Source organism: Streptomyces phaeochromogenes (genome assembly GCF_001418655.1).
Taxonomy (GTDB): Bacteria; Actinomycetota; Actinomycetes; order Streptomycetales; family Streptomycetaceae; genus Streptomyces; species Streptomyces phaeochromogenes.
On the sequence record NZ_LIQZ01000016.1, the window covers coordinates 30256 to 54364 of the forward strand.

The window sequence follows — 24109 nt, forward strand, 5'->3', positions numbered from 1 at the left end:
TCGTGATTGATGTCCGGGCGGACCAACGAGGGGCATGATCATGAGTTACGTGCCCCGACGCCCTGCCCCCTGGCTCGCTCGGCCTGAGAGAACCGTCGGCTTGTGAGGTCAGCGCCCCGGCAACCATTCGCTGAGGGCGTCGATGAGCCGGTCGAGCGCGGGCTGCTCGGCGGAGCGGTCCGTCATGACCGTGCGGCCGTTGAACTGCAGCGCGTACTGGAACATGTCGGCCGCCCCCGTGTTGATCGTGAACTCGGGGACATCGGCGAGCGCCGGATCGCCGAGCAGCGTGCGCAGTTCCCTGAACTGGGCCGCGCTCGTGCGGCGCACCACGGGGTCGCCCTTGTCCTCGGCGAGGACGCTGCCGTCGCCCCGGAGAACCACCTTCTGGTTGACGCCCGCGAAGCCGCCGGTGACCGTCATGGTCACCAGCTTCTGCTTGGGCCCCGTGACGGGCACCGGCGACGGGCTCCTCGAAGCCGAAGCCGAAGCAGAGGCCGAATCGGACGGGGAGGGCGTGGGTGAGGCCGGCGGTGAGGCGGAGGAAGGAGGCGCGGTACTGGACGCAGTACCCGCAGTGCCTGTTGTTCCCGCCGCATCGGGCGACTTCGCCGAATCACCGCCCGACCCGGACGTGCAGCCGGTCAGTCCCAGTACCCCGACCGCGATCACCGACGCCGCCATCGCGGCCGTACGCCCTCCGAACATCGTGCCCCCGTCCATCCCGTCGCCCGACTCAACCGGACTGTGAGTACCACGGAACCGCATTCGTCATGTCCGGTGCCATGCTGTCAGTTCCGCGCCGCCTCATGGAGGTCTTCATGCCCGAGCCGTCCGTCCTCGCCTCGCTGGTGTCCGCGCTGCGGAGTGGGGCGATCGAAGTCGTCGACCTGACGGCGCCGTTGTCGTCGACGACACCGGTACTCCAGCTGCCGCCCGAGTTCGGCCAGACGGCGGTGTTCGAGCTGGACGAGATCAGCAGGTACGACGACCGGGGACCGGCCTGGTACTGGAACAACTTCCGCAGCGGCGAGCACACCGGCACCCACTTCGACGCCCCGAACCACTGGGTGACCGGGAAGGACCTGGCCGACGTGGCGTCCGTACCCGTGAACCGGCTGGTGGCGCCCGCCGCCGTGCTGGACTTCACGGCGGAGGCGCGGGAGAACCCGGACTTCCTCGTGGAGGTCGACCATGTGAAGGCGTGGGAGGCGGAGCACGGGCCGCTGCCCGACGGCGGCTGGCTGTTGGTGCGGACCGGCTGGGACGCGCGCTCGCATGCGCAGGAGCCGTTCCTGAACGCCGACGAGAACGGCCCGCACACCCCTGGCCTGTCGGCGGAATGCGCCCGTTGGGTGGCTCAGGAGTCGCCCGTCATCGGCCTCGGGGTCGAGACGGTGGGCACCGACGCCGGTGGGGCCCACTCGTTCGACCCGGCCTTCCCGTGTCACTCGTACCTCATGGGCAGCGACAAGTACGGGCTCACCCAGTTGCAGAACCTGGCGGCGCTGCCCGCGACCGGCGCCGTCGTCGTCGCCGGGCCGTTGCCGATCGTCACGGGGTCCGGGTCACCCGCGCGGGTGCTCGCCCTGGTGGAACGTTCGTGAAGGTCGCCGAGGCCGTCGGGCGGGCGCTGTACGCGGCCGGGGTACGTCAGGTCTTCGGCGTGGTCGGCTCGGGCAACTTCCATCTCACCAATGCCATGGTCGCGGCGGGTTCGCGGTTCGTGGCCGCACGTCATGAAGGCGGCGCGGCGACCATGGCCGACGCGTACGCGCGGATGAGCGGAACGGTGGCCGCGCTGAGCGTTCATCAGGGACCCGGCCTGACGAACGCCATGACCGGCATCGCCGAGGCGGCCAAGAGCCGTACGCCGCTGCTCGTGCTGGCAGCCGAGGTGACCGAGCCGCGGTCCAACTTCCATGTCGACCAGGAGGCGTTGGCGCGATCGGTGGGCGCGGTCTCGGCGCGGGTCACGTCGGCGGAGGACGCGGTCACGGAGGCCCTCGACGCCGTTCGCCGAGCCGTGTGCGAGCGGCGGACCGTGCTGCTCAACCTTCCGCTGGGCGTGCAGGCCCTCGACGTACCCGATGCGCTCGCCGGTGAGTCCGCCCTCGCCGTCGTGCCGCCCGAACGGGCTCCGGTGGAGCCGGAGTTCGCCGATGTCGAGGCGCTGGCGCGGGTGCTGGAGAAGTCCCGGCGGCCGGTGTTCGTGGCCGGCCGGGGAGCGCGTTCGCCCGGCGCCCGGGACGCCCTGGTGACGCTCGCCGAACGCCATGGCGCGCTGCTGGCGACGTCGGCCGTCGCGCGCGGCCTGTTCCACGGCGACCCGTGGTCGCTCGACGTGTCCGGAGGCTTCGCATCGCCCCTGGCGGCCGAACTGATCCAGGAGGCCGACCTGATCGTCGGCTGGGGCTGCGCGCTGAACATGTGGACCATGCGGCACGGTCGGCTGATCGGCCCGGACACCACCGTCGTACAGGTCGACGACGACGCGTCGGCCCTCGGCGCGCACCGCGAAGTGCACCTCGGAGTCACCGGAGACGTGGAACTCACGGCCCGGCGCGCGCTGCAGACGCACGATGCGAACCGGCAGGCCCAGCAAGGGGAACAGGCCCAGCAGGGGCATCGGGCTCAGCAAAGGCAACAGTCCCGGCAGGGCTCTCGGACCGCCGACATCGGCGCGTCCATCGCCGCACGCGTGCGCTGGCGGGACGTGTCGTACGACGACACGAGCACCCGCGAGCGCATCGACCCGCGCACACTGAGCATCGCGCTCGACGACATCCTCCCCGCGGAGCGGGTGATCGGCGTGGACTCCGGCAACTTCATGGGCTACCCGAGCATGTACCTGTCGGTGCCGGACGAGAACGGCCTCTGCTTCACCCAGGCGTTCCAGTCGATCGGCCTGGGCCTTGCGACGGCGATCGGCGCGGCACTGGCACGGCCGGACCGGCTCCCCGTGGCCGCGCTCGGGGACGGCGGCGCGATGATGGGCGCCGCGGAGTTCGACACCGTACGCAGGCTCGGACTGCCGATGGTGGTCGTCGTCTACAACGACGACGCCTACGGGGCCGAGGTCCACCACTTCGGGCCGGACGGACATCCCCTGGAGACCGTCGAGTTCCCGCCGACGGACATCGCCGCCGTGGCGCGGGGCTACGGCTTCGAGGCGGTGACCGTGCACACGCGGGCGGATCTGAAGGCCGTCGAGGACTGGCTCGCCGGGCCACGCTCCGCGCCCCTGCTCATCGACGCCAAGGTGGTCGCGGACCGAGGAGCCTGGTGGCTGGAGGAGGCGTTCCGCGGACACTGAGCGAGGGCCCATGGCCGGTCGTGGTCGTGGCCGCGACCTGCGGGGTATCGGCGTGACCGGGCAGCGGTGTTGCTCCTGTTTTGTGGGCCGCCCGGCCACGCCGAACCGTCTACGGCAGTCCCCAGGGCTCTCCCGTCTCGCTCGGGGAGACAGGAGCGATGACGAGGTCGGGTCGCTCACCCACGTACAGCAACACCTCGCGTCCCTTGGGCAGTTCGACGGCGAGGGTGCCGTCGTCCGCCGTGTGGGTGCGGGCCGGTCTGCCGTCGTCCAGGACCGCGGTCACCCGCCCGCCGGTCAGACCGTGCCGGAGGCGCAGCGGCTCGCCCGCCAGGCTTCGTACGCGTACGAAGCGGGTGACGCCGCCGCTGCGGACCGCGCTGACCAGGAAGGCTCCCTGGGTGCGGAAGTCGTGCAGGGTGACATCGGCCCAGGAGTCGGGCACGGCGGGAAAGACCCGTACGACGCCGTCCCAGCTCTGGCAGAGCATGTCGTGCAGGGACTGGGACGCCGACAGCGGTGTCTCGATGACGGGCCCGGCCTCGGTGTAGTGGGTGTTGGCCCGGCACGGATAACGGGTTGTGGTGTCGAAGAACTTCTTCAGGTACGAGAGTGCTGTGTCACCGCGGCCCATCATGGCGTACAGCGACGCGGCGCCCGTGTAGCTGTAGCCGCGGTGGGAGCCGGTCAGCGCGTGCCAGTGGACGAGCGACTTCTCGATCAGCTCGCGCTGCTCCGGCTGGTCCCAGTTCACGAGATACAGCGGATAGACCATCAGCAGGTGCGAGTAGTGGCGGTGGGACTGCGCGTACGGAGTGTCCGCGCCGATCATGAAGCCGTTGTCGTCCACCGGATACGGCGTCAGCCTGGCCAGCACCTCCTGCCAGCGCGGCGCGAGCGGGTCGTCGACGCCCAGGCGCTCGGACGCCTCCAGCAGCGTGCCGCAGCCCCAACGGATCAGCGCCAGATCGTAGTTGGTGTCCTTCGGCGGGACCACCGGATACTCCGGGGACAGCGTCGACGGCAGATGCAGCTTGCCGTCGTCGCCCGGCTGGAGGAAGTGGAGGTAGTAGTTGATCGCGCGGCGCAGCAGCGGGTACACCGTGTCGCGCAGCAGGTCCTCGTCCATGCTGTGGCGGTAGCTCAGCCATACGTTGTGCAGGGCCCAGGTCAGATTGCCCGCCTCGCCGCCGCTGCCCGGCACGGGGACACCGCGGGTCGCGAACATGTCGGAGCTGCGGCCCACTCCGGCGCTGTCCGTCCGGTACGCGGCGGGCACGTTCGCGATCAGCTGCTCCTGGTTCTGCCTCAATGTGCTGGCGAGCGAGTCGAGTTCCAGGTGGTTGGAGCCGTGGATGAGCCAGTACTCCAGCTGGACGTTGAGGTTCCACCACACGGCGGGCCAGGGAGTGGGTTCGAGCCAGGGGCCACAGGTGGCCATCACGGGCCCGCCCTCGCGGCTGGCCGACGCGATCTTGTAGAGCTGGATCCAGTGGAAGCTCTGCAGCCGTTCGTCGGGGATCGAGACGAAGCTCTTGCGGTAGAAGGCGTGCCACCAGCGGGTGTGCTGCCTGCGGAGCGATCCGTAGGGAGCCGCGCGCTGGATCTTCTTGAGCGAGGCTTCCCCGGCCCGGGTGTCCGAGGGGTGGCTGTGGGCCACGTTGAGCAGCAGGGTGTCGCCGGAGCGGCGGTAGGCGGTCGCGGTCTGGCCGCCGCCCACGAGCGGCTGGAGCACCTGCTCGACGTCACCGGTGGTGCGGGTGGTCCAGGGCGGGTTGGCGACGTAACCCGTCGGCGGTGCCTCGCTGATCTTCCGGGGGCTGACGGCCTCCTCGGGGTGGAACGTCCAGCGGACCTCCTCGTCGCCGTCGGCCGTGACGCGTGCGGCGAGGATTCCGTCGTGGATGAGGGCGGAGAGTGTCAGGGTGCCCTTGTCGGTGGTGATGGTGCCGGTGAGTTCGGCGTTCCACAGGCTCAGGCGCCAGTCGACCGTGCCGATGGTGCCGACCGGATCGAGGGTCAGATGTCCGACGGGCAGTCGGCAGGTGCCCCAGCCGCTGCCGAACTCGGGCCGGTGGTCCTGGACTTCGCCGTGCTGGACGGTGAAGCGGACGCTGTTGGCCCCCGGCTCCTTGTAGACCATGCTGCCCAGCCGGCCGTCACCGAGGAACGGCCCCTCGTGCCACAGCGTGGGCATCCTGTGCCAGACCAGGTCCTGCCTGCGCAGGAAGTCGGTCCATGCGCCGTCCGAGCCCATGCGGTTGCGGAGCTTCCAACGGCCGCCGGTGGAACCGGCCGTGAGGTCCTCGCCGACCGCGTCCGGGACTTGCGCGGGCACCGCCTCGGCGACTCCTGGCAGCGCGGCGGCTGCCGTACCGCCCAGCACCGAACCGAGCACAACTCTTCTAGAGGTCATTCGCGGGTGCCTCCAAGCTGCGACATGGTTCACCGCGTCCAGTACGTGAGGTTGCGGAAGCGTGCCTCTGCCCGCCCGCTGCCGTGGTGGTAGACACCGTTCTTGAAGTGGCGGGTGGCGGGCCCCCGGTCCTGGGTCGTCAGGACCAGCTCGTCGTCGAAGTAGACCTTGACGCTGCGACTTGAGGCGTTGTGTTCGAGCTTGACGTTGAACCACGTGTTGTACGCGTTCGTCCTGAGGACCGTGCTGTCGTACGCCCTCACCGTGCCGCCGCTCGCGCTGTAGGCGTTGAGCATGAAGTCCGTGGCGGGCGTGCCGGACGGGTGGATCACACGGAGGATCTGCACGAAGGTCGCGCCGTTCGTGCCGGACGGAAGGTACACGTCGGCGTCCCACATGTGCTGTCCGGAGGTGTACTCCTGCCGCCAGCGCATCTCGGTGCGCGGGTCGGTGGAACTGCCCTGCGACATGGGCTCGTCGGTGTCGTACACCCACATGCGGTGGACGCCGCCGCTGGTGCTGTACCGGTCGGCCAGGTCCAGGTTCCACGGCTTCTGCATGCCGTACGTGAACGCGGTCTTGCTCCAGCCGTCCGTGGGCGACGCGGCGGAGGCGGCAGCGGAGGAGGACGCCGGCGAGGTCATCGCCCAGGCGGCGCCTCCGGCGAGTAAGCCTCCGGCGGCGAGAACGGTACGTCTCGACGGATTTGATGGGGGCATGCCAATCCAATCCTCGGAGTGATGAGAGTGATATGGGCGAGCGGTTCGAGGGATTCATCGGATCTATTTCCTGACGAAGGGTAGATCTGGCTGCTTAGGGCGTCAATGATGATGGTGAGCCCAAAATAGATCCGATGTGCAGGGTCAGTGGCCGGTCACGGAACCGGGGCGGAGACGACGCAGGGCGTGGATCAGGATCGGGGGCAGCAGCGCGCACTGCACCGCGACCGCGGCCCAGAAGAGACCGGGATACCCCGAGCGCTCGGCCAGTCCGTAGCCCGCGCCTCCCGCGATGCCGCTGGCGAACGCGCCGAGTCCGGCGGCCAGCCGCTGGTGGCCGAAGACGACGGCCGGGGCGCGGGGAGACCGGGCGAGGGCTTCGAGGTCGTTCTTGAGGAAGAGCACGATCTCGCCGAGGCAGATGAACAGTGCTCCGGCCAGGAGGGCGGCGGGGTGGCCGAGAGTGAGCGTGCCCATGCCGGCGGCCAGCGCGGTGAAGCCGAGTCGCAGGGCACGGGTATACGGCATGCGGGCTATCCGGTCCGACAGGAGCGGCTGGGCCACCACCAGGAGCACGGCGTAGAGGGCGAGGACCAGACCGTAGAACTCCGTCGAGGTCCTGGGCACGGCGTACACCGCGAGGTAGTGCTGGAAGAACATGAAGACATACACGCTCAGGACGGTGACCGCGAAGGGCAGGACCGGCAGTCCGGCGAACGGCTTCTGCCGCTGGCGGGGCGGGTGTTGGGCCTCGACGCCTTCCCTGTCCGGGTGGTGGTCGGGGGCTTCGACGGGCAGGAGCGCGTGGCCCACGGTGATGGCCGCGAACAGCACGGCGACCGCGGTGAAGAGTCCGGCGGAGGCGCTGAGTACGAAGGGGGCGGCGGCGAGCGGACCCAGCGCGATACCGGCGTTGAGGGCGGAGCCGCTCGCCGACAGCAGCAGCGGGCGCTCCTCGTCCGCGACGCCGTGCACCAAGTACGCCTTGTTGGCGGGCAGATAGAGCGCGGCGCCGCAGGAGACGAGGAACAGCGCGGTGACGGCCGCGGCGGGATGGCCGAGCCCCGGCACGAAGCCGGCGAAGCCCGCTGTACGGACCAACAGGGCGAGCAGCATGGTGCGTTGCAGCCCGATGCGCTCGGCGACCACCGCCCCGACGACGCCACCGGCGAACTGCACGAACGAGGCGATGGCGAGCACCACGCCGACGGCACCGAGCCCCATCCCCAACTGCTCGTGCAGCAGCACCGACATGAAGGGCAGCACCGCGAAGCTGCCCAGCGGGATGAGGAACGATCCGGCCAGCAGGAAGTACTGCGGGCCGCTGAGACCGGACAGCCCGACGAGTCCGTTCAGCCCGGTTCGTGCGGCGAACCGGGCCGGGCGGGACCGCAGTCGGCCGGGCGGCTCGTCCGGCGGCGTCACCCCTCGTCGTCGGCCGCGACGACCGGACGTACGCTCCCGGCCGCGCTGAGCGCCCGGTGCAGGGCCAGTTCGGCGGTCGCGGCCTCGGCCAGCACGATCCCCGTACAGCCTCGTTGATCGTCCAGGTGCTCAACACGCCGTCCCGGCAGGGCGGTTGGGTACCACTCGGGCGAACCGGGGAAGGCGGACAGGGTGTCGAGGCCGGTCCAGCCGGTGAGCGTGCCGCGCCGGTCGGGGTAGACGAGCACGAAGCCGGTGGCCGGTCCCGAGGAGGCATCGACCGGGCTGTCCAGCAGCGCGGGGCGGCGGCCGAGAGCCGTGTCGACCATGGCCTCGTAGACATTGGTGCCCAGCGCCCGGCACAGCGCCTCGCCGACGAGGGCACCGCCGATACGGCGGTTGATCTCCACCAGCTCCGGTCCCTCGGTGGTGAGGACGAACTCCACATGCGCGAAGCCGGTGTCATGACCGGCGGTCGCCAGTACGCGCCCCACCCAGTCCTGGAGCAGGCCGAGTTCGGGAGCCGGGAAGGCCACAGGGAACGCCGCGGCCTCCTCCCGGACGGACGGCTCGGGGGACATCTGCCGACTCAGGACGCCGAGCAGCATCGTCTCGCCCTCCCAACTGAGGGTCTCCGCGCTGTAGACGGGGCCGGAGAAGAAGGGCTCCGCGAACAGCCGTCCTGCAAAGGCGCGTTGGGCGGCCTCGCCGAGGGCGGCGTGCAGCTGCTGCTCGTTGCGTACCGGCCACACGTTGCGGGAGGAGGTGCCCGCGGAGTCCTTCAGGACCGCGGGCAGACCGATCTCGCGAAGGATCTCGGCTGCGGCTGCGGCTGCGGAGGCCGCGGAGGCATGGGCGGGGTTGGAGGGATCCGCGGGATCGGCGGGAACGGTCAGGGCCCGGCCACGGCTCAGGCCGCGCTCGTGCAGGAGAGTACGCACCCGGCTCTTGTCGCGCAGCAGCCGGACCGCGGCAGGGTCCGGCCCTGGGAGGCCCAGTTTGGCGGCCAGGTCGGCGCCCGGAACGCTCCAGGTGTCGGTCGAGTTGACGAGCCCTCGCAGGTCGGGCACGGCGGCAAGCGCGGCGGCGCAAGCGGACTCGTCGAACGTGTCGACGTCGACGATGTCGAGCGCCGCGAGTGCTTCGGGCGTGAGGTGGGCGAGTTCGTGGCGGTAGACGGCCCGGTCCCCGGTCAGGAGGCACAGCCGGTGCCCGGCCCCGCCGGCCGCCTCCGCCAGGCGGCCCAGTCCGAAGGTGAGTGCTTCCAGGGCGGCGATGGTCACGATGCCCGGTCCTCCTTGCTGGTTGCGGCAGTTGATACGGCGGCCGATACATCAGCCGAAACGCCAGTCGATAGGGCGGCTGATACGCCGGCCGATGTGGCGGCCGATGCGTCAGCCGATGTGGCGGTCGGCGCGGCGAGCGGCGCCGGTACCCGTGCGGGCGCGGCGCTCCGGCGTACGTCGTAGCTCCGCCGTTCCCAGGCCATCACCGACCAGGGCGGGGCGAGATCGGCCAGGCCCGTGATCTGGTGGGGCTTGAGGACGCTCGGGTCGAGGGCCTCCTGGTGGCGGGCGAAGACGCGCTCGGTGTAGCGGTGTCCGGTGTCGGCGCCGATCACCACGTGCACCCGCTCCGGGTGCCGCGCGGCCTCCCAGCCGGCGACGAGATGGGCCGCGCCGGTCGACAGGCCGGCGAACACGGCATGTTCCCGCAGCAGCCCGACGGCACCGGCCATGGCATGACGGAAGTCGAGCCAGTGCAGCGTGTCGTAGAGGTCGTGGCGGACGTTGTCGAACGGGATCGAGCTGCCGATGCCCGCGATGATCGCCTCGGGGTCGCTGAACCCGTCGCTGCCGAAGGTGACGCTCCCGAAGGGCTGCACCCCCAACAGCCGTACGGCCCGGCCGCGTTCGCGCAGCGGATCCACCAGACCACCGGTGGACGACCCCGTGCCCACGGCACCCACGACCGTCAGCGGGGCGTCGGGCAGCGCACGGTCGATCAGGTCGGCGAACTCGCGGTAGCCCGTGTAGTGGACGGCGTCGTGGTACTGCCGCATCCAGTGCAGACCGGGCCGCTCGGCCAGCAACTGCCGCACCCGGCGCACCCGCCCTTCCTGGTCGAGTCGCAGATCCTGCGAGGGCGGCATCTGGTCCACGGTCGCCCCGAGGATCTCCAGTTGGGCGCGCATCGCGGCGTCGACGGTGGTGGAGGCGACGATGTGGCAGTTCAGCCCGTACCGGTGACACGCCATCGCCAGGGCCAGCGCGTAGATGCCGCTGGAACTGTCGACGAGGGTCTGGCCCGGCTGGACGGTCCCGCGCTCCAGCAGGGTGCGGACCGCGCCGAGGGCGGCGTAGACCTTCAGGGTCTCGAAGCGGGCGAGCACCACGTTGTCCGACAGCCGCAGCAGATCGGGGGCCTTCATCGCGTCGGTGATGTGCTCATGGACCGGGGGAGCGGGTGCGGGAACGGGTGCGGGTGCGGTACGCGTCGGAGTCACCGTCACCGCCCGACCGAGCGCAGGTAACGGCCCAGGTCCTCGGCGCCCTTGACGTTGCGGGGGCCGCTGACGGCGTCGCCGTAGGACATCACGAAGAAGCGGTGGTTCTTCACCGCGGGTACGGACTCAAGGCTCTTGAGCGACTTGAGGTAGGCGATCTTGTCCTTGGCGGGCTGGTCGGCGTAGTCGACGATCACGATCACTTCGGGTTTCGCCTCGATCACCGGTTCCCAACCGACCGTCGTCCAGCCCTTGTTGAGCCCGTCGAAGACGTTGGTCGCTCCGGCGGCGGTGATGATGTCGTTCGGCGCGGCATGGCGGCCCGCGGTGAACGGCTGGTCGGTGCCCGAGTCGTAGACGAAGACCTTGGCCGGGTCGCCCTTCTCGGGCCAGGTCTTCTTCAGCGCGGCGACACGGTCCTTGAGATCCGTGACGAGCTCGTCGGCCCGCTTCTCGACGCCGAAGATCCGGCCGAGGTTCTCCAGGTCGGTGTAGAGCGCGTCCAGCGGTGTCACGTCCACGCTCTTGTCGCCGTAGTCCCAGCAGGTCTCGGTGTGCAGATAACTGGCGACGCCGACCTTCTCCAACAGAGCCGGTGTGATGCCCCGTTCCTCGCTGAAGCCGGAGTTCCAGCCGGCCAGCACCCAGTCGGCCTTGGCGTCGACGACGATCTCCCGGGTGATGCGCTCGGTGCCCAGCCGCTCGACCCCGGTGTAGTCCTCGCGCCAGGGCGACCCCTTGATGGCCGGATCGCCGAGCTTGTTCATGACGTAGCCGCGCATCCGGTCGGCAAGCCCGAGGGAGAACATCTTCTCGGCGCCGCTGACGTCGTAGGCCACCGCGCGCTTCGGACGGGTGTACGTGACGTCCTCGCCGCAGTTGGAGACGGTGACGGTGTCGTCCTTCTTGTTCTTCGCCGCGGACTCGACCTCGGCGCCGCAGCCGGTGGTCAGGAGCCCGGCCGCGAGCAGTACGGCGGCCAGGGTCCGGGGCAGCGGTGGTCGCATCATGAGTGCCGTCCTTCTGGTGGGGCGTCGGGGAGTGCGGAAGGTGCCGCGGCGGTCAGGTCGTGGAGGCCGGGGCGGTCAGGTCGTAGATCAGGTGGGGTGCGCCGGTGCGCGGGTGGTGGACGACCGTGACGTCGACGCCGAACACCTTGCGGACCAGCTCGGGGGTCAGGACCTCCGCCGGTTCGCCGGTGGAGACCAGGGACCCGGAGCTCAGTACGGCGATCCGGTCGCAGGCGGCTGCCGCCAGGTTGAGGTCGTGCAGGGCCGTGAGCACGGTCAGTCCGGAGCCGCGAAGGAAGGACAGCAGCTCCACCTGGTGCCGTACGTCGAGGTGGTTGGTGGGTTCGTCGAGGACCAGGACACGGGGTTCCTGGACCAGGGCGCGTGCCACGAGGACGCGTTGGCGCTCCCCGCCGGAGAGCGTGAGCACGCTGCGGTCCGCGAGGTGGGTGACGTCCAGCCGTTCCATCGACTGCCGGCACAGGGCGCGCTCACGGGCGGTGAGGGGGTGATTGCCCCGGGCGTGCGGAGCGCGGCCGAGGGCCACCACCTCCTCGACGGTGAAGTCGAGTTCGGTCTGGCTCTCCTGGGTCAGGGCGGCGATCGACCGGGCGCTGTCACGCAGTTTCAGCGAGGTCAGATCGGTGCCGTCGAGCAGGACGGCCCCGGACGTCGGCCTCAACGCCCGGTAGACACAGCGCAGCGCGGTCGACTTGCCGCTGCCGTTGGGGCCGACGAGTCCGACGATCCGGCCGGCCTCCACGTCGATGTTCAGCCGGTCCACCAGGGCACGCCCGGCCGCCTCGACCGACAGGTCACGCAGGGACAGGACCATCTACCGGCCTCCGAACAGATAGCCGCGGCGGCGCATCAGCGTGATGAACACCGGCACCCCGATCAGCGCGGTGATCACCCCGAGCGGCAGTTCCTCGGGCGCGAAGGCGGTACGGGCCACCAGGTCGACCCACACCATGAAGCAGGCCCCGGCGAGCGGAGTGATCGCGAGCACCCTGCGGTGTGTGGAGCCGACGAGGATCCGCACCACATGGGGCAGGACGAGACCGACGAAGGCGATCGCGCCGCTGACCGCGACGATCAGCCCGGTGACGGCCGCCGTGAGCAGGAACAGCCCGCGCCGCAGCGCGTCCGCGTCCACGCCCAGGCTGGCGGCGGTCTCGTCGCCCAGCGCCAGCACGTCCAGCGACCGGCTCTGCCGCAACAGCACCCCGATCGCCACCAGGACCGCCGCCGTCACCAGCGGCAACGACTCCCAGGACGCCGCCCCGAGGCTGCCCAGCAGCCAGAACAGCACGGTCCGTGCCGCCTGGCCGTTCGGCGAGAGGAAGACCAGGACACTCATCAGCGCCTGGAAGCCGTACGCCAGCGCCACCCCGGTCAGCACCAGCCGCAGCGGTGTCAGCCCCAGCGGGCCCCGCGCGGCCAGATACACCAGCAGCGTGGCGCCGAGCGCGCCGAGGAACGCGGCGGCCGACAGGGCGTAGACCCCGAGGCTCGCGAAGACCCCGAACACCACCACGGCGGTCGCCCCGACGGACGCGCCGGACGAGATGCCCAGCACGAACGGGTCCGCGAGGGCGTTGCGCACCAGCGCCTGGATGGCGACGCCGACGACGGCCAGCCCGGCTCCGACGACCGCGGCGAGCAGCACTCGCGGGGTGCGCACATGCCAGACGATGGAGTACCCGGTCACCTCGTCGGCCCCGATGCCGCCGCCGGTGAGGGCCGCCCACAGGAAGTGCACGACATCAGCCGGCGGCACGACGGTCGGCCCCAGCGCGATTCCCGCCAGGACGGAGACCACCAGCGTCACGGAGAGCACCACCAGCGCGGTCAGCAGCCTGCCGCGACCCGCACCGCGACCGTCCGGCTCCTCGTCATGCGTCTCGTTCCGCGAGGGTTCGGCGGTTCCGGGCTCGGCTGAGGGTGTCTCGGATACGGCTTCGGCCATGAAGTCCCTTTGTCCGTACGGCAGTTCGGGCGCGGGCGGCCCCAAACGCCGCCCGCTCACCAGTAGTCGGCCGCAACCGCGTCAGAGTTCCCGCGCATCGGCGGAGAGTTCAGGACGGGTCCCTCGGACGATCAGCCGCTTCGATTGGTTGTCGTACGGGCCGCCGTCGAAGTCGCCGTAACAGCACACGTCGGTGAAACCGGCCGCCTCGAACAGCGCGCGCAGCTCGGCCGCGCTGTAGAGGAAGGAGGTGATCGACGCCTCCCGCGCGATCCCGTCGCGCACGAGAGTCCAGTCGGTGCGCAGTCGCGTCCAGCTGTCCAGGACGGTGTCGCGCTGCACCACGTACGCGCCGCCGTCGAGCTCGACGACCTGGGGCCGCCCGATCCAGCCCGCGAGGACCTCCTTGCCCATCACGTCGACGAGCAACTGCCCACCCGGCACGAGCGAGTCGTACGCGTTGCGCAGCACCCGCTCGTTGTCGTCCGGGGCGTCGAAGTAGCCGAACGACGTGAAGACGTTCAGCACCACGTCGTACGAGCCCGGCTCGACGTGTGTCAGCATGTCCGCCCGCACCAGCCGGACTTCGGCCCCGGCCTCCTCGCACACGGCACCGGCCCGCTCCAGCATGACCGGACTGAGGTCCACCCCCGTCACCGCGTATCCACGGCGGGCCAGGGGCACCAGATACACACCGGGTCCGCAGCACAGGTCCAGCACCCGGCTCCCGGGCGGGAACTCCAGCAGCGGCGACTTGGCGACGACGCCCTCCGTCTCCGTACGCCTGCGCCCGGAGAACATGGTCTCGGAGAAGTCCGACCAGAATCCGTCGTCCTCGTACCAGTGCATACAGCTGCAACCTCGATCCAGGGCAGGACGAGCCGCACACCACAGCGCAACGGCCTCGTCAGTGCGGGGCTTCTGCTGCAGTGGTCGGACGCGGATGCCCTGGAGTTCCCGACGAGCCGGAGATCAAGTCGGGGACCGGAGATCAAGTGGGGAAAGGAAACACGACGGTGCCCGTCGGGGGCGGATGGTTCGTCCCGCCCCCGACGGGCACCGTGGACGGATCGATCAGGCCTCCGCGCGGCGGCGCATCACCAGCTTCTTGATGAGCGGCCAGGCCAGCAGCAGCACGATCACCGCGTACACCGTCACCGAGAAGGGCGTGTTGACCAGGCCCGAGACGCTGCCGTCGCTGATCTGCAGGGCGCGCCTGAGCTGCTGTTCGGCGTTCGGGCCGAGGATGACGCCGATGACGGCGGGCAGCACCGGCAGCCCGTAGCGCCGCATGCCGAAGCCGATCAGGCCGATGATCAGGAGGATCACCAGGTCGATGACCTCGCCGCCGACCGCGTACGCGCCGACCGCCGCGAAGAACATGATCCCGGCGTACAGGTACGGCCGCGGGATGCGCAGCAGCTTCGCCCACACCGGCGCCAGCGGCAGGTTGAGCGCGAGCAGCAGGACCATGCCGACGAAGAGGGAGGCGATCAGGCCCCACACCAGGTCGGGTTCGCGCTCGAAGAGGAGCGGGCCCGGCTGGATGCCGTACTGCTGGAACGCGGCCAGCATGACCGCCGCGACCGCCGTGGTCGGCAGTCCCAGGGTCAGCATGGACACCAGCGTGCCCGCCGCCGAGGCCGACGCCGCCGACTCCGGCCCGGCCACGCCCTCGATCGCGCCCTTGCCCCAGTCGTCCTTGTGCTTAGACAGGCGCTTCTCCGTCACGTACGACAGGAAGGTGGGGATCTCGGCGCCGCCCGCGGGGATCGCGCCGAACGGGAAACCGATGACCGGTCCGCGCAGCCACGACTTCCAGCTCCGCCGCACATCGGCCTTGCCCAGCCAGGGCAGGCCCACCGGTATGGGCTCGCCCGGACTGCGCCGCAGATGCGCCGCCACCCACAGGGCCTCGCCGATCGCGAAGAGACCGACCGCGACGATCACCACGTCGATGCCGTCGGCGAGTTGGAGCGAGCCGAAGGTCAGCCGCTGCTGCCCGGTCATCTGGTCGAGGCCGACCAGGCCGATCGTCAGTCCGATGAGCAGGGACGCGAGCCCCCGGATGCGGGACGAACCGAGGACGGACGTCACGGCGATGAACGCGAGCACCATGATGGCGAAGTAGTCCGGTGCACCGATGTCCACCGCCAGTTCGGCGACCGTCGGCGCGAGCATCACCAGCAGGATCGTGCCGATCAGACCGCCCGCGAAATGGCCGATGGCGGCGGCCGCGAGCGCCTGCGCGCCGCGCCCCGACTTGGCCATCGGGTTGCCCTCCATGGCCGCGACCACGGCCGCGCTCTCGCCCGGCGTGTTCAGCAGGATCGAGGTGGTCGAACCGCCGAACATGGCGCCGTAGTAGATACCTGCGAACATGATGAACGCGCCGATGGGGTTCAGGCCGTACGTCACCGGCAACAGCAGGGCCACCGCCATCGCGGGGCCGATACCGGGCAGCACACCGATCGCCGTGCCGAGCAGCACGCCGATGGCGGCCCACAGCAGGTTGATCGGGGTGAGCGCCGTACCGAACCCGTCCATCAGGGAGTTGAGGGCGTCCATGTCACAGCACTCCCATCAGCGGGCCGCCGGGCAGCGGTACTCCGAGCAGGTTGTTGAAGATCACGTACGTGAAGAGGGAGAGCACGGCCGCGATGAGCGGGTCCCGGTCGAAGCGGCGGCTGCCGAGCGCGAAGGCCGCTCCCCAGAAGAGGAGGGCACCCGCGACGGGGAATCCGGCGGGCTCGATGAGGACGGCCGCGCCCAGGAACACTCCCGCGAGCAGCAACACCGTGCGCCAGTCGGCCGGTTCGGACAGATCGACGTCCTCACCGCCCTCGGCCTCGCCACGGCCGCCGCGCAGTACGTCGACGGCGAGCAGGGCGGCGATGACGAGCAGCCCGATGCCGACCACGATCGGCACGGTCTTCGGCCCGACGGGACCGCGCTGGGTGATCTCGACGTCCATGGTGAGCGCGTCACCCAGGACGAGCGCGCCGAGGGCCAACAGCAGGACGCAGACGCCCAGTTCGGAGTGGTCGCGCAGCCACGAGCGCCGTTCGTCGGTGGGCGGCGTCGGGGAGGCTTCGGTGGGCGGCGTCGTCACAGTCCCAGCTCCTTCAGTACCGAAACCACGCGCTTGTCCTGGGCGTCGAGGAAGTCACCGAACTTCTCGCCGGTGAGGAAGGCGTCGTCCCAGCCGTTCTGCTGCATCGACTTCTGCCACTCGGGGGAGTCGTGAAGCTCCTCGACGAGGCGTACGAGCTTGTCGCGCTCGGCGTCCGACAGACCGGGCGGGGCCACGATGCCCCGCCAGTTGGTGAAGTCCACGTCGTAGCCGGACTCCTTCAGCGTGGGCGCGTCGGCGAGTTCGTCGACCCGCTCCGGGCCGGTGACCGCGAGAATCCGGAGCTCGCCCGCCTTGATCTGGTCGAGGTACTCGCCGACCCCCGACACCCCGAAGGCGACCTTGTTGCCGAGGATCGAGGCGAGCAGCTCGCCACCGCCGTCGAAGGGCACGTAGTTGACGTCCTTCGGGGCGATACCGGCCGCCTTCGCCATCAGCATGGGCGCGAGGTGGTCGGGCCCGCCCGGCGAGGAACCACCGCCCACCGGAAGCTTGCCCGGGTCCTTCTTCCAGGCCTCGACGAGCTGGTCGATCGTCTTGTACGGGGAGTCCTTGCCGACCACGACGACGTCCTGCTCCTCGGTGAGCCGGGCGATCGGCGTGGTGTCGGCGAGCGTCTTGGGCGCGTCGTTGGAGCGGACCGCGCCCACCACACCGAGGCCCATCGACATGGCGAGCTTGCCGTTGCCGTGCTCGCTCACGAGCCGGCTGAGTCCGACGGTGCCGCCGGCGCCGGGCAGGTTGAACACCTCGATGTTGTGCGTGAGTTCGGCGTCCTCGGCGTTCTTCGCGGCCGTACGGGCCGTGATGTCGTAGCCGCCGCCGGGCGTGTTGGGGACCATGAAGCGCAGGCCCGGGATCTGCGTGCCCGTCGCGGAATCGCTGCCCGCCGTGAGCAACGGAGGGCCCACGAGCACGAGCACGGCGGCCCCGAACAGGGCGAGGAGGGTGCGCAGGCGCACGAATGCCACCACCTGTCGGTACGTCGATGAGGTCGGGGGGAAGCCCTGTGGGGAGGGTGACGTGGGCCACATGTTGCCCGCACGTCGAACGTCTGTCTCTCTTCCGGAACCAACGGAGGTTGTGGTCTTTGTGGCCACCGCCGCCGGTCGTGAGGATACGGCGGGTCTTCTGTGCCGGCTCCCCGCTCGCCCCCGCTCGCCCCTTCTCCCCGACGTGAGCGGGGTCCATGATGGTGCGACGCCCCAGACGAGCCGCCCAACGTCGTGTCGGCCCGAGAGATTGAGTACGTCGTGGTCGCCACCTTCCGCCGTCAGACCCTCGCGGGCGAGATGCTGGTGCTCCAGCTCGCCATCGTCGTGGTGGTGCTGCTGGCCGTCGCCGCGGTCTCCCTCGCACAGTCGGAGGCGACCTTCAACCGCGTGGAGGGCCGCCGGGTCGCCGCGCTGGCCGAGCAGCTGGCAGCCAACCCCCTGGTCCGCAGCCAGCTCGTACGGCCCGCGCCGCTGGAGGCCCTCGCCCCGCTGGTGAACTCCACACAGACCCAGTCCGGGGTCACCTCCGTGACGGTGACCGACGCCGACGGCCGGATCGTCAGCTCCACGAACCCCACGGCTCTCGGCGACCGGCTGGCGCTCGGCGAGGGCGCCGCCGAGGGCCGCGGCTGGTCCGGCTCGCTGACCCTGGACGGCAGCCGCCAGCTCGTGGCCCAGGTGCCGGTACTCGGCGCGACCCAGCAGAACCTCGGCCAGTACCTGGGCACGGTGATGATCGGCGAGGCCGACCCGACCGTGTGGCAGCGCCTCAACGGCGCGTCCTCGTACCTGCTCGCCTACCTGGGCATCGCCAGCGGACTCGGCCTGGTGGGCTCCTGGCTGCTGGCCAGACGCGTCAAACGGCAGACCCTGGGCCTCGAACCCCGCGAGATTGCCGGCCTGGCCGAGCACCGCGAGGCGATGCTGTACGGGATCGCCGAGGGCGTGATCGCCCTGGACCCGCAGCACCGGCTCACCCTCGCCAACGACATGGGCCGCCGTCTGCTCGAACTTCCCGAGGACTGCGTGGGCCAGAGCCTGGCCGAACTCGGCATCGAGGGACGGCTGCGGGACGTCCTGGTGGGCGACCGCAAGGGCGCGCCCCACGAGCGCGACGAGGTCGTGATCCGGCACGGCCGGGTGCTGGTGATGAACCGGATGACCGTCACCAAGGACGGCCGCCTGCTCGGCTCGGTCACCACCCTGCGCGACCGCACCGAACTGGCTCGCCTGGAGCGGGAGATCGGCTCCTTCCGCAGCTCCTCCGAGCTACTGCGCGCCCAGGCCCACGAGTTCGCCAACCAGCTGCACACCATCTCCGGGCTGATCGAGATCGGCGAGGAGGACGAAGTCGTGCGCTACATCCGCGCGTTGAACCAGCGCCGCCAGTCGCTGGACGTCACCCTCAGCCGCCGCGTGCGTGACACCGCCGTCGCCGCCCTGCTCATGGCGAAGGCATCCCTGGCCGCCGAACGGAAGGTGCGGCTGCGGATCTCCGACAGCACCGCGCTCGACCGGCTCGTCCCGGAGGACGCCGCCGACGTGGCGACCGTGGTCGGCAACCTCGTCGACAACGCTGTGGACGCCGCGTCCGCCGCCGGGGTCGCGGGCGAGGCGGACGGCCACGAGGCCTGGGTCGAGGTCGAACTGCGCCAGGACGCCTCCAGCGTGGAGATCGTGGTCCGTGACTCCGGCCCCGGCGTCGCCCCGGAACTCGCCCGGGAGGTCTTCCTGCACGGCTTCACCACCAAGGCGGCCCAGGAGGGCGAGCGGGGTATCGGCCTGGCGCTCACCCGGCTGGTCTGCGAGCGTCACGGTGGGGAGATCTCGGTGACCAACACCCCCGAGGGGGCCATGTTCACCGCACGCATGACCGTCAGCCACCTCGCCGACGCGGTGGCGGAAGGAGCGGCCCGATGAAGGGGATGAAGGGGATGAAAAACACGTCCGGCACGCCGGACACGCCCCGTGGGCCGGGCACGTCCGTCGCGACCGACACGATCGACGTGCTCGTGGTCGACGACGACTTCATGGTGGCCCGAGTCCACCGCACCTTCGTCGAACGCGTCGAGCCGTTCCGGGTCGTCGGGGTCGCCAACACCGGCGAGCAGGCGGCCCACGCCGTCGACGAACTGCACCCGGACCTGGTCCTGCTGGACCTCTACCTGCCGGACGTCTTCGGCCTCGACGTCATCCCCCGCCTGCGGACCTCCGGCCACGACTGCGACGTCATGGTCATCAGCGCCGCCCGGGAGGCCGACACGGTCCGCGGCGCCGTCCGTCACGGCGTCGTCGACTACCTCCTCAAACCGTTCGAGTTCGAGGACCTGCGCGCCCGCCTGGAGCGCTACGCCGTCCAGCGGGGCCGCCTGCTCGCCACCGTCGTGCACGGCCAGGCCGACGTGGACCGGGTCCTGGCCGGAGCGACCGTCCCCGCCTCCGCCGCCGGCACCCTCCCCAAGGGCATGAGCGTCGAGACAGCCGAACTGATCGAACGCACCCTCCGCACCGCCGAAGGCACCCTCTCCGCCGCCGAATGCGCCACCCTGGCCGGCATCTCCCGCGTCAGCGCCCGCCGCTACCTGGAACACTTCCACACCGTCGGCAGCGCGGACGTGACGTTGCGGTACGGGGCGGCGGGGCGGCCTGAGCGGCGGTATCGGTTCCAGAGGTAGCCGGTTCCGTCGTGGTGCGTCAGACGGCGACGACCTGGACCCCCGCCTCTTCGAACCGCCGCACCATGTCCCCGCTCACCGCCACGTCCGTGACCAGCGTGTTCACGGACTCGGCCGCACAGATCCGGGCGAAGGCCCGTTGCCCCAGCTTGCTGGAGTCGGCGGCGACGATCACGCGCTCGGCCCGCTCGCAGAGCAGGCGGTTGATCGCCGCCTCCGCCTCGTCGGCCGCCGCCGCGCCATGGGTCACGTCGAGGGCGACCACGCCGAGGACGGCCACGTCCAGGGTGATCTGGCCGAGCACGCCGTCGGCGAGGGGGCCGACGAGCTCGTACGACTGGGGGCGGGCGACGCCGCCGGTCAGCACGATCTTGAACTGGGGCCGTACCGCCAGCTCGTTGGCGATGTTGAGGGCGTTCGTGACGATCGTCAGGGCGGGCGAACCGGACGCGAGATCACTGCGCACGGCCAGCGCGCGGGCCACCTCCGTGGTGGTCGTGCCACCGGTCAGGCCGACCGCCTCACCCGGCGCGACAAGGCCGGCCACCGCCTTTGCGATGCGCTGCTTCTCGGAGGCGTGGCGGGCCGTCTTGTAGCGCAGCGGCAGCTCGTACGAGACGCCGTGCACGACCGCGCCGCCCCGGGTGCGTACGAGCATCTGCTGCTCGGCGAGCTGGTCGAAGTCGCGCCGGATCGTGGCCGCCGACACCGCCAGCTCGGCCGCCGCCTCCTCGACATCCAGCCGGCCCCGCTCCACGAGCAGCTCCAGCAGTGCCTGCCAGCGGGCGTCGCGCGACATCCGCACTCTCCGTCCTCGTCGGTCCGTGCAGCGACCGTTCCCTGATCTTTCGGCGACCCTAACGCACACCGTTCACCTCGGAATGCTTGATTGTGCTCGAAAGGTCGCTATATCTTGCAGGAACAAGCATTCCAGTGTGGAGGTCGCGGGCGTGAGTCATGTCGAGGACGAGCTGAAGAGCCAGCCCGAGTGCTGGGTGCGGGCCGCCGGTGAAGCGGCGGCCCACGGGGACGTGCTGCCCGCCGCGGGGGAGCGGGTGGCCGTCGTCGGCTGCGGCACGTCGTGGTTCATGGCCCAGGCCTTCGCGGTGCTGCGCGAGCAGGCGGGGCAGGGCGAGACCGACGCCTTCGCCGCCTCCGAGTTCCCGCACGGCCGCTCGTACGACCGCGTGGTCGCCCTCACCCGCTCCGGCACCACCACCGAGGTGCTCGACCTGCTCGGCCGGCTGAAGGGGCGTACGCGCACGGTCGCGATCACCGCGGATCCGCGAACTCCCGTGATGGAGGCGGTGGATGACGTGGTCGTGCTCGACTACGCCGATGAGAAGTCCGTGGTGCAGACGCGGTTCGCGACCACCGCGCTCACCCTGCTGCGGGCGCACCTCGGGCTGCACGGCGACGCCGTCGTCGCCGACGCCCGCACCGCGCTGGCGGAGCCGCTGCCCGAAGGGCTCGTCGACTGCACGCAGTTCACGTTCCTGGGGCGCGGCTGGAGCGTGGGGCTCGCGAACGAGGCCGGGCTCAAGATGCGTGAGGCCTCGCTGGCGTGGACCGAGGCCTATCCGGCGATGGAGTACCGGCACGGGCCGATCAGCGTGACCACCGCCGGGACCGCGACCTGGATGCTCGGTGAGGCGCCCGAGGGGCTGGCCCAACAGGTGCGTGACACGGGCGCGTTGTGGGTCGGGGGCAAGCTCGACCCGCTCGCCGAACTCGTCCGCGCCCAGCGCCTCGCCGTGGCCGTCGCCGCGGCCAGGGGCCTCGATCCCGACCAGCCCCGCCACCTCACCCGCTCGGTCGTCCTCACCACGCCCTGAAGTCGCTACACCCTGAAGTCGCAAGTTCTGAAGTCGCAAGTTCTGAAGTCGCCACGTCCTGAAGTCGCCACGTCCTGAAGGGAAGTCAGTGCCTCTCGTAGCAGCCGGAGAACTGGTCGCGCGGGCGGCCGTGTCCCGCACCGCCGTCGCGGCGTTCAACGTCATCACGCTGGAACACGTCGAAGCCGTCGTCGCCGGAGCCGAGGTCGCGGACGCGCCCGTCATCCTCCAAGTCAGCGAGAACGCGGTGAAGTTCCGCGGCGGACGGCTGCTCCCGCTGGCCAACGCCGCGAGCGCCGCCGCCGAACACGCCTCCGTACCCGTCGCGTTGCACCTCGACCACGTCCAGAGCGACGAGCTCCTGCGACAGGCGGCCGGCGCCGGCTTCAGCTCCGTCATGTACGACGCGGCCCGTCTCCCGTACGCCGAGAACCTCGCCGCCACCCGGGCCGCCGCCGACTGGGCACATGCCCAAGGGCTGTGGATCGAGGCCGAGTTGGGCGAGGTCGGCGGCAAGCCGGGGCAGCCGCCGCTGGACGCCCACGCGGCGGGTGCCCGTACCGATCCGGCCGAGGCGCGCGCCTTCGTCGCCGACTCCGGCGTGGACGCCCTGGCCGTGGCCGTCGGCAGCACACACGCCATGACCACCCGCACCGCCGCACTCGACCACGACCTCCTCAAGCGGCTCGCCGCGGCCCTCGACGTGCCGCTCGTACTGCACGGCTCGTCCGGTGTGCCGGACGACGAACTGAGGGCAGCCGTCGCGGGCGGCATCACCAAGGTGAACGTCGGCACCGCCCTGAACATCGCGATGACCGGCGCGATCAGGGACTACCTCACCGCCCATCCCGAAGCGGTCGACTCCCGCAAGTACCTGACCGTGGGACGGGCGGCGATGGCGGAGACGGTGACCCGGATCATCCGAGTCCTGGGCACCACCGGCTGACACACCTCAGCCCGCGTCCACGACCTCCATGTCCGCAGAGCCCTCCACGAGCTTCTCGAAGAAGAACTCGTGCTTGAGGAACGACACGTCGTACTCGCTCCCCGGGTACGGCGGGATCAACTGCGCGGCCTGGAACAGCCGCCAGCCGTCCCGCAGGGCGTCCACCCCGGACTTGTACGGTGGTTCGTCACTGTCCCCGGTGGTGGGCGACGTACTCCCCGTGCCGTCGTACACCGACCAGCCGACCACCGGCGAGTCCAGCGCCGACGTTGCGAGATAGAGCACCAGCACCTGCTGACGCATCGTCATGCGACCTCCTCCTGCGGGCGGTTGGAGACACGGGTCACCCAGTGCTCCAGGTCGAAGGACTCGTCGCCGGTCAGGGACCGCCACAGCAGCACGCGGTTGTAGATCTCCAGCCGGCCGGTGGCGGGCTCGTACCAGGGGAAGGTCGTCGAGAGTTCCTCGGCCACCCGCGGGTCACCGAGGTCCGAGGTGTCCCACAGCCGTCGCTGCCGTACGGCCGGGTTGAAGCGGATCTTGAACATGTACCGCACGGCGTCGCTGTCGTTGCGCCGCCCACCGTGCCAGAGACCGTGGTGCAGAAACACCACGGTGCCGGCCGGGCAGACGAGCCGGGACTGCCCGAGCAGGTTCTGATAGCGGCCGGTGTCCGTTTCGTTCGTGCGCCGCAGATGGCTGCCCGGCACGCTGAGGGTGCCGCCCATGTCGAGGGTCACGTCCTGCGGGTAGTACATCAGCTGCACGTCGAATGCATCGGTGCGCACGTCGATGATCGCGTCACCGTGCAGCGGCTGCGCCGACCCCTCCCGGGGCTCGCGGACGTGCACCGCGTGATGGTCCACGCGCGGGTCCGGGCCGACGAGGCTGCGCAGGGCCCCGGCCACCGCCGGGATGTCGAGGAGCCGCCGGACGAAGGAGCCCTCGGGGTAGGCGTCCGCCACCGCGCTGCCGTAGGGCACGCCCGGGACGCCCCGCCCCAGGAACCCGATCGCCTCGGCGTTCATCTCAGCCGGCACCACCGCGTCGAGGCGCAACGAACCGTGGGCCACGAAGTGCGCCATCCGCACCGAGCTCAGCAGCGGAGCGACCTCCGAGCTCAGCGGCGGCGAGACAGGGGGACGGACCGAAGGAGGGAGGGGA

Annotated in this window: 23 protein-coding genes; 7 read left to right on the forward strand and 16 right to left on the reverse strand. The window is 70.7% G+C overall.

Annotated elements, in window-relative coordinates:
* Positions 1–108: 108 nt before the first annotated feature.
* Positions 109–459, reverse strand: coding sequence for a hypothetical protein (locus tag AOK17_RS51915; protein ID WP_245696988.1), 351 nt, complete (start codon positions 457–459; stop codon positions 109–111).
* Between AOK17_RS51915 and AOK17_RS51920 the strand changes: the two genes are divergently transcribed.
* The 3 genes from AOK17_RS51920 (at position 449) to AOK17_RS02865 (ending at position 3316) form a co-directional block, all read left to right on the forward strand.
* Complete coding sequence (locus AOK17_RS51920) at positions 449–751, forward strand: hypothetical protein (protein ID WP_245696989.1); 303 nt, start codon at positions 449–451, stop codon at positions 749–751. The two genes, AOK17_RS51915 and AOK17_RS51920, sit on opposite strands and share 11 nt — an antisense overlap.
* Before the next feature lie 70 nt (positions 752–821).
* On the forward strand, positions 822–1607 hold the full coding sequence (locus AOK17_RS02860; RefSeq protein WP_055610673.1) for a cyclase family protein: 786 nt from the start codon (positions 822–824) through the stop codon (positions 1605–1607).
* On the forward strand, positions 1604–3316 hold the full coding sequence (locus tag AOK17_RS02865) for a thiamine pyrophosphate-binding protein (RefSeq protein WP_055610656.1): 1713 nt from the start codon (positions 1604–1606) through the stop codon (positions 3314–3316). The genes AOK17_RS02860 and AOK17_RS02865 overlap by 4 nt, the downstream gene beginning before the upstream one ends.
* Before the next feature lie 109 nt (positions 3317–3425).
* On the opposite strand, the gene AOK17_RS02870 is transcribed toward AOK17_RS02865, so the two are convergent.
* From AOK17_RS02870 to AOK17_RS02925, 12 genes are all read right to left on the reverse strand, one after another.
* Positions 3426–5732, reverse strand: coding sequence for a glycosyl hydrolase family 95 catalytic domain-containing protein (locus tag AOK17_RS02870; RefSeq protein WP_206190661.1), 2307 nt, complete (start codon positions 5730–5732; stop codon positions 3426–3428).
* 29 nt (positions 5733–5761) lie between these two features.
* Positions 5762–6376 carry a polysaccharide lyase family 7 protein gene (locus AOK17_RS02875; protein WP_206190662.1) on the reverse strand — a complete coding sequence of 205 codons (615 nt, stop codon included), beginning with the start codon at positions 6374–6376 and terminating at the stop codon, positions 5762–5764.
* 219 nt (positions 6377–6595) lie between these two features.
* A complete protein-coding gene (locus AOK17_RS02880) occupies positions 6596–7807 on the reverse strand; it encodes an MFS transporter (protein ID WP_055610674.1) in 1212 nt (403 codons plus the stop codon).
* 65 nt (positions 7808–7872) lie between these two features.
* Positions 7873–9159, reverse strand: coding sequence for an ATP-grasp domain-containing protein (locus AOK17_RS02885; RefSeq protein ID WP_055610659.1), 1287 nt, complete (start codon positions 9157–9159; stop codon positions 7873–7875).
* Positions 9156–10307 carry a pyridoxal-phosphate dependent enzyme gene (locus AOK17_RS02890; protein WP_079052757.1) on the reverse strand — a complete coding sequence of 384 codons (1152 nt, stop codon included), beginning with the start codon at positions 10305–10307 and terminating at the stop codon, positions 9156–9158. The genes AOK17_RS02885 and AOK17_RS02890 overlap by 4 nt, the downstream gene beginning before the upstream one ends.
* Positions 10308–10384: 77 nt before the next feature.
* Positions 10385–11392, reverse strand: coding sequence for an ABC transporter substrate-binding protein (locus AOK17_RS02895; protein ID WP_342671466.1), 1008 nt, complete (start codon positions 11390–11392; stop codon positions 10385–10387).
* Between the two features lie 52 nt (positions 11393–11444).
* Positions 11445–12227: an ABC transporter ATP-binding protein gene (locus tag AOK17_RS02900; protein ID WP_055610660.1), complete on the reverse strand. Its 783-nt coding sequence runs from the start codon at positions 12225–12227 to the stop codon at positions 11445–11447.
* The gene (locus AOK17_RS02905; RefSeq protein WP_079052758.1) at positions 12228–13361 is read right to left on the reverse strand and encodes a FecCD family ABC transporter permease; all 1134 of its coding nucleotides are present in this window, start codon (positions 13359–13361) and stop codon (positions 12228–12230) included.
* An 81-nt stretch (positions 13362–13442) separates the two neighbouring features.
* Positions 13443–14210, reverse strand: a complete 768-nt coding sequence (locus AOK17_RS02910; RefSeq protein ID WP_055610661.1) for a class I SAM-dependent methyltransferase — start codon at positions 14208–14210, stop codon at positions 13443–13445.
* Between the two features lie 225 nt (positions 14211–14435).
* Complete coding sequence (locus tag AOK17_RS02915; RefSeq protein WP_055610662.1) at positions 14436–15929, reverse strand: tripartite tricarboxylate transporter permease; 1494 nt, start codon at positions 15927–15929, stop codon at positions 14436–14438.
* A 1-nt stretch (position 15930) separates the two neighbouring features.
* A complete protein-coding gene (locus AOK17_RS02920) occupies positions 15931–16473 on the reverse strand; it encodes a tripartite tricarboxylate transporter TctB family protein (RefSeq protein ID WP_055610663.1) in 543 nt (180 codons plus the stop codon).
* Positions 16470–17456, reverse strand: coding sequence for a Bug family tripartite tricarboxylate transporter substrate binding protein (locus tag AOK17_RS02925; RefSeq protein ID WP_055610677.1), 987 nt, complete (start codon positions 17454–17456; stop codon positions 16470–16472). Before AOK17_RS02925 ends, AOK17_RS02920 begins: the two co-directional genes overlap by 4 nt.
* Before the next feature lie 291 nt (positions 17457–17747).
* Between AOK17_RS02925 and AOK17_RS02930 the strand changes: the two genes are divergently transcribed.
* Both AOK17_RS02930 and AOK17_RS02935 read left to right on the forward strand, forming a co-directional pair.
* Positions 17748–19409: a sensor histidine kinase gene (locus AOK17_RS02930; RefSeq protein ID WP_107102277.1), complete on the forward strand. Its 1662-nt coding sequence runs from the start codon at positions 17748–17750 to the stop codon at positions 19407–19409.
* Positions 19410–19423: 14 nt separating this feature from the next.
* Positions 19424–20164 carry a response regulator gene (locus AOK17_RS02935; RefSeq protein ID WP_055610679.1) on the forward strand — a complete coding sequence of 247 codons (741 nt, stop codon included), beginning with the start codon at positions 19424–19426 and terminating at the stop codon, positions 20162–20164.
* A 19-nt stretch (positions 20165–20183) separates the two neighbouring features.
* On the opposite strand, the gene AOK17_RS02940 is transcribed toward AOK17_RS02935, so the two are convergent.
* On the reverse strand, positions 20184–20963 hold the full coding sequence (locus tag AOK17_RS02940; RefSeq protein ID WP_055610664.1) for a DeoR/GlpR family DNA-binding transcription regulator: 780 nt from the start codon (positions 20961–20963) through the stop codon (positions 20184–20186).
* Positions 20964–21114: 151 nt separating this feature from the next.
* Between AOK17_RS02940 and AOK17_RS02945 the strand changes: the two genes are divergently transcribed.
* Entirely contained in the window at positions 21115–21999 is an 885-nt protein-coding gene (locus tag AOK17_RS02945; protein WP_055610680.1) for an SIS domain-containing protein, read from the forward strand.
* An 88-nt stretch (positions 22000–22087) separates the two neighbouring features.
* Positions 22088–22945: a class II fructose-bisphosphate aldolase gene (locus AOK17_RS02950; protein ID WP_055610665.1), complete on the forward strand. Its 858-nt coding sequence runs from the start codon at positions 22088–22090 to the stop codon at positions 22943–22945.
* Between the two features lie 6 nt (positions 22946–22951).
* Here the strand turns inward: AOK17_RS02950 and AOK17_RS02955 are convergent, their stop codons facing one another.
* Together AOK17_RS02955 and AOK17_RS02960 are read right to left on the reverse strand one after the other, a co-directional pair.
* A complete protein-coding gene (locus tag AOK17_RS02955) occupies positions 22952–23248 on the reverse strand; it encodes a hypothetical protein (RefSeq protein ID WP_206190663.1) in 297 nt (98 codons plus the stop codon).
* Positions 23249–23250: 2 nt separating this feature from the next.
* Complete coding sequence (locus AOK17_RS02960; protein WP_206190664.1) at positions 23251–24030, reverse strand: phytanoyl-CoA dioxygenase family protein; 780 nt, start codon at positions 24028–24030, stop codon at positions 23251–23253.
* Positions 24031–24109: the final 79 nt, after the last annotated feature.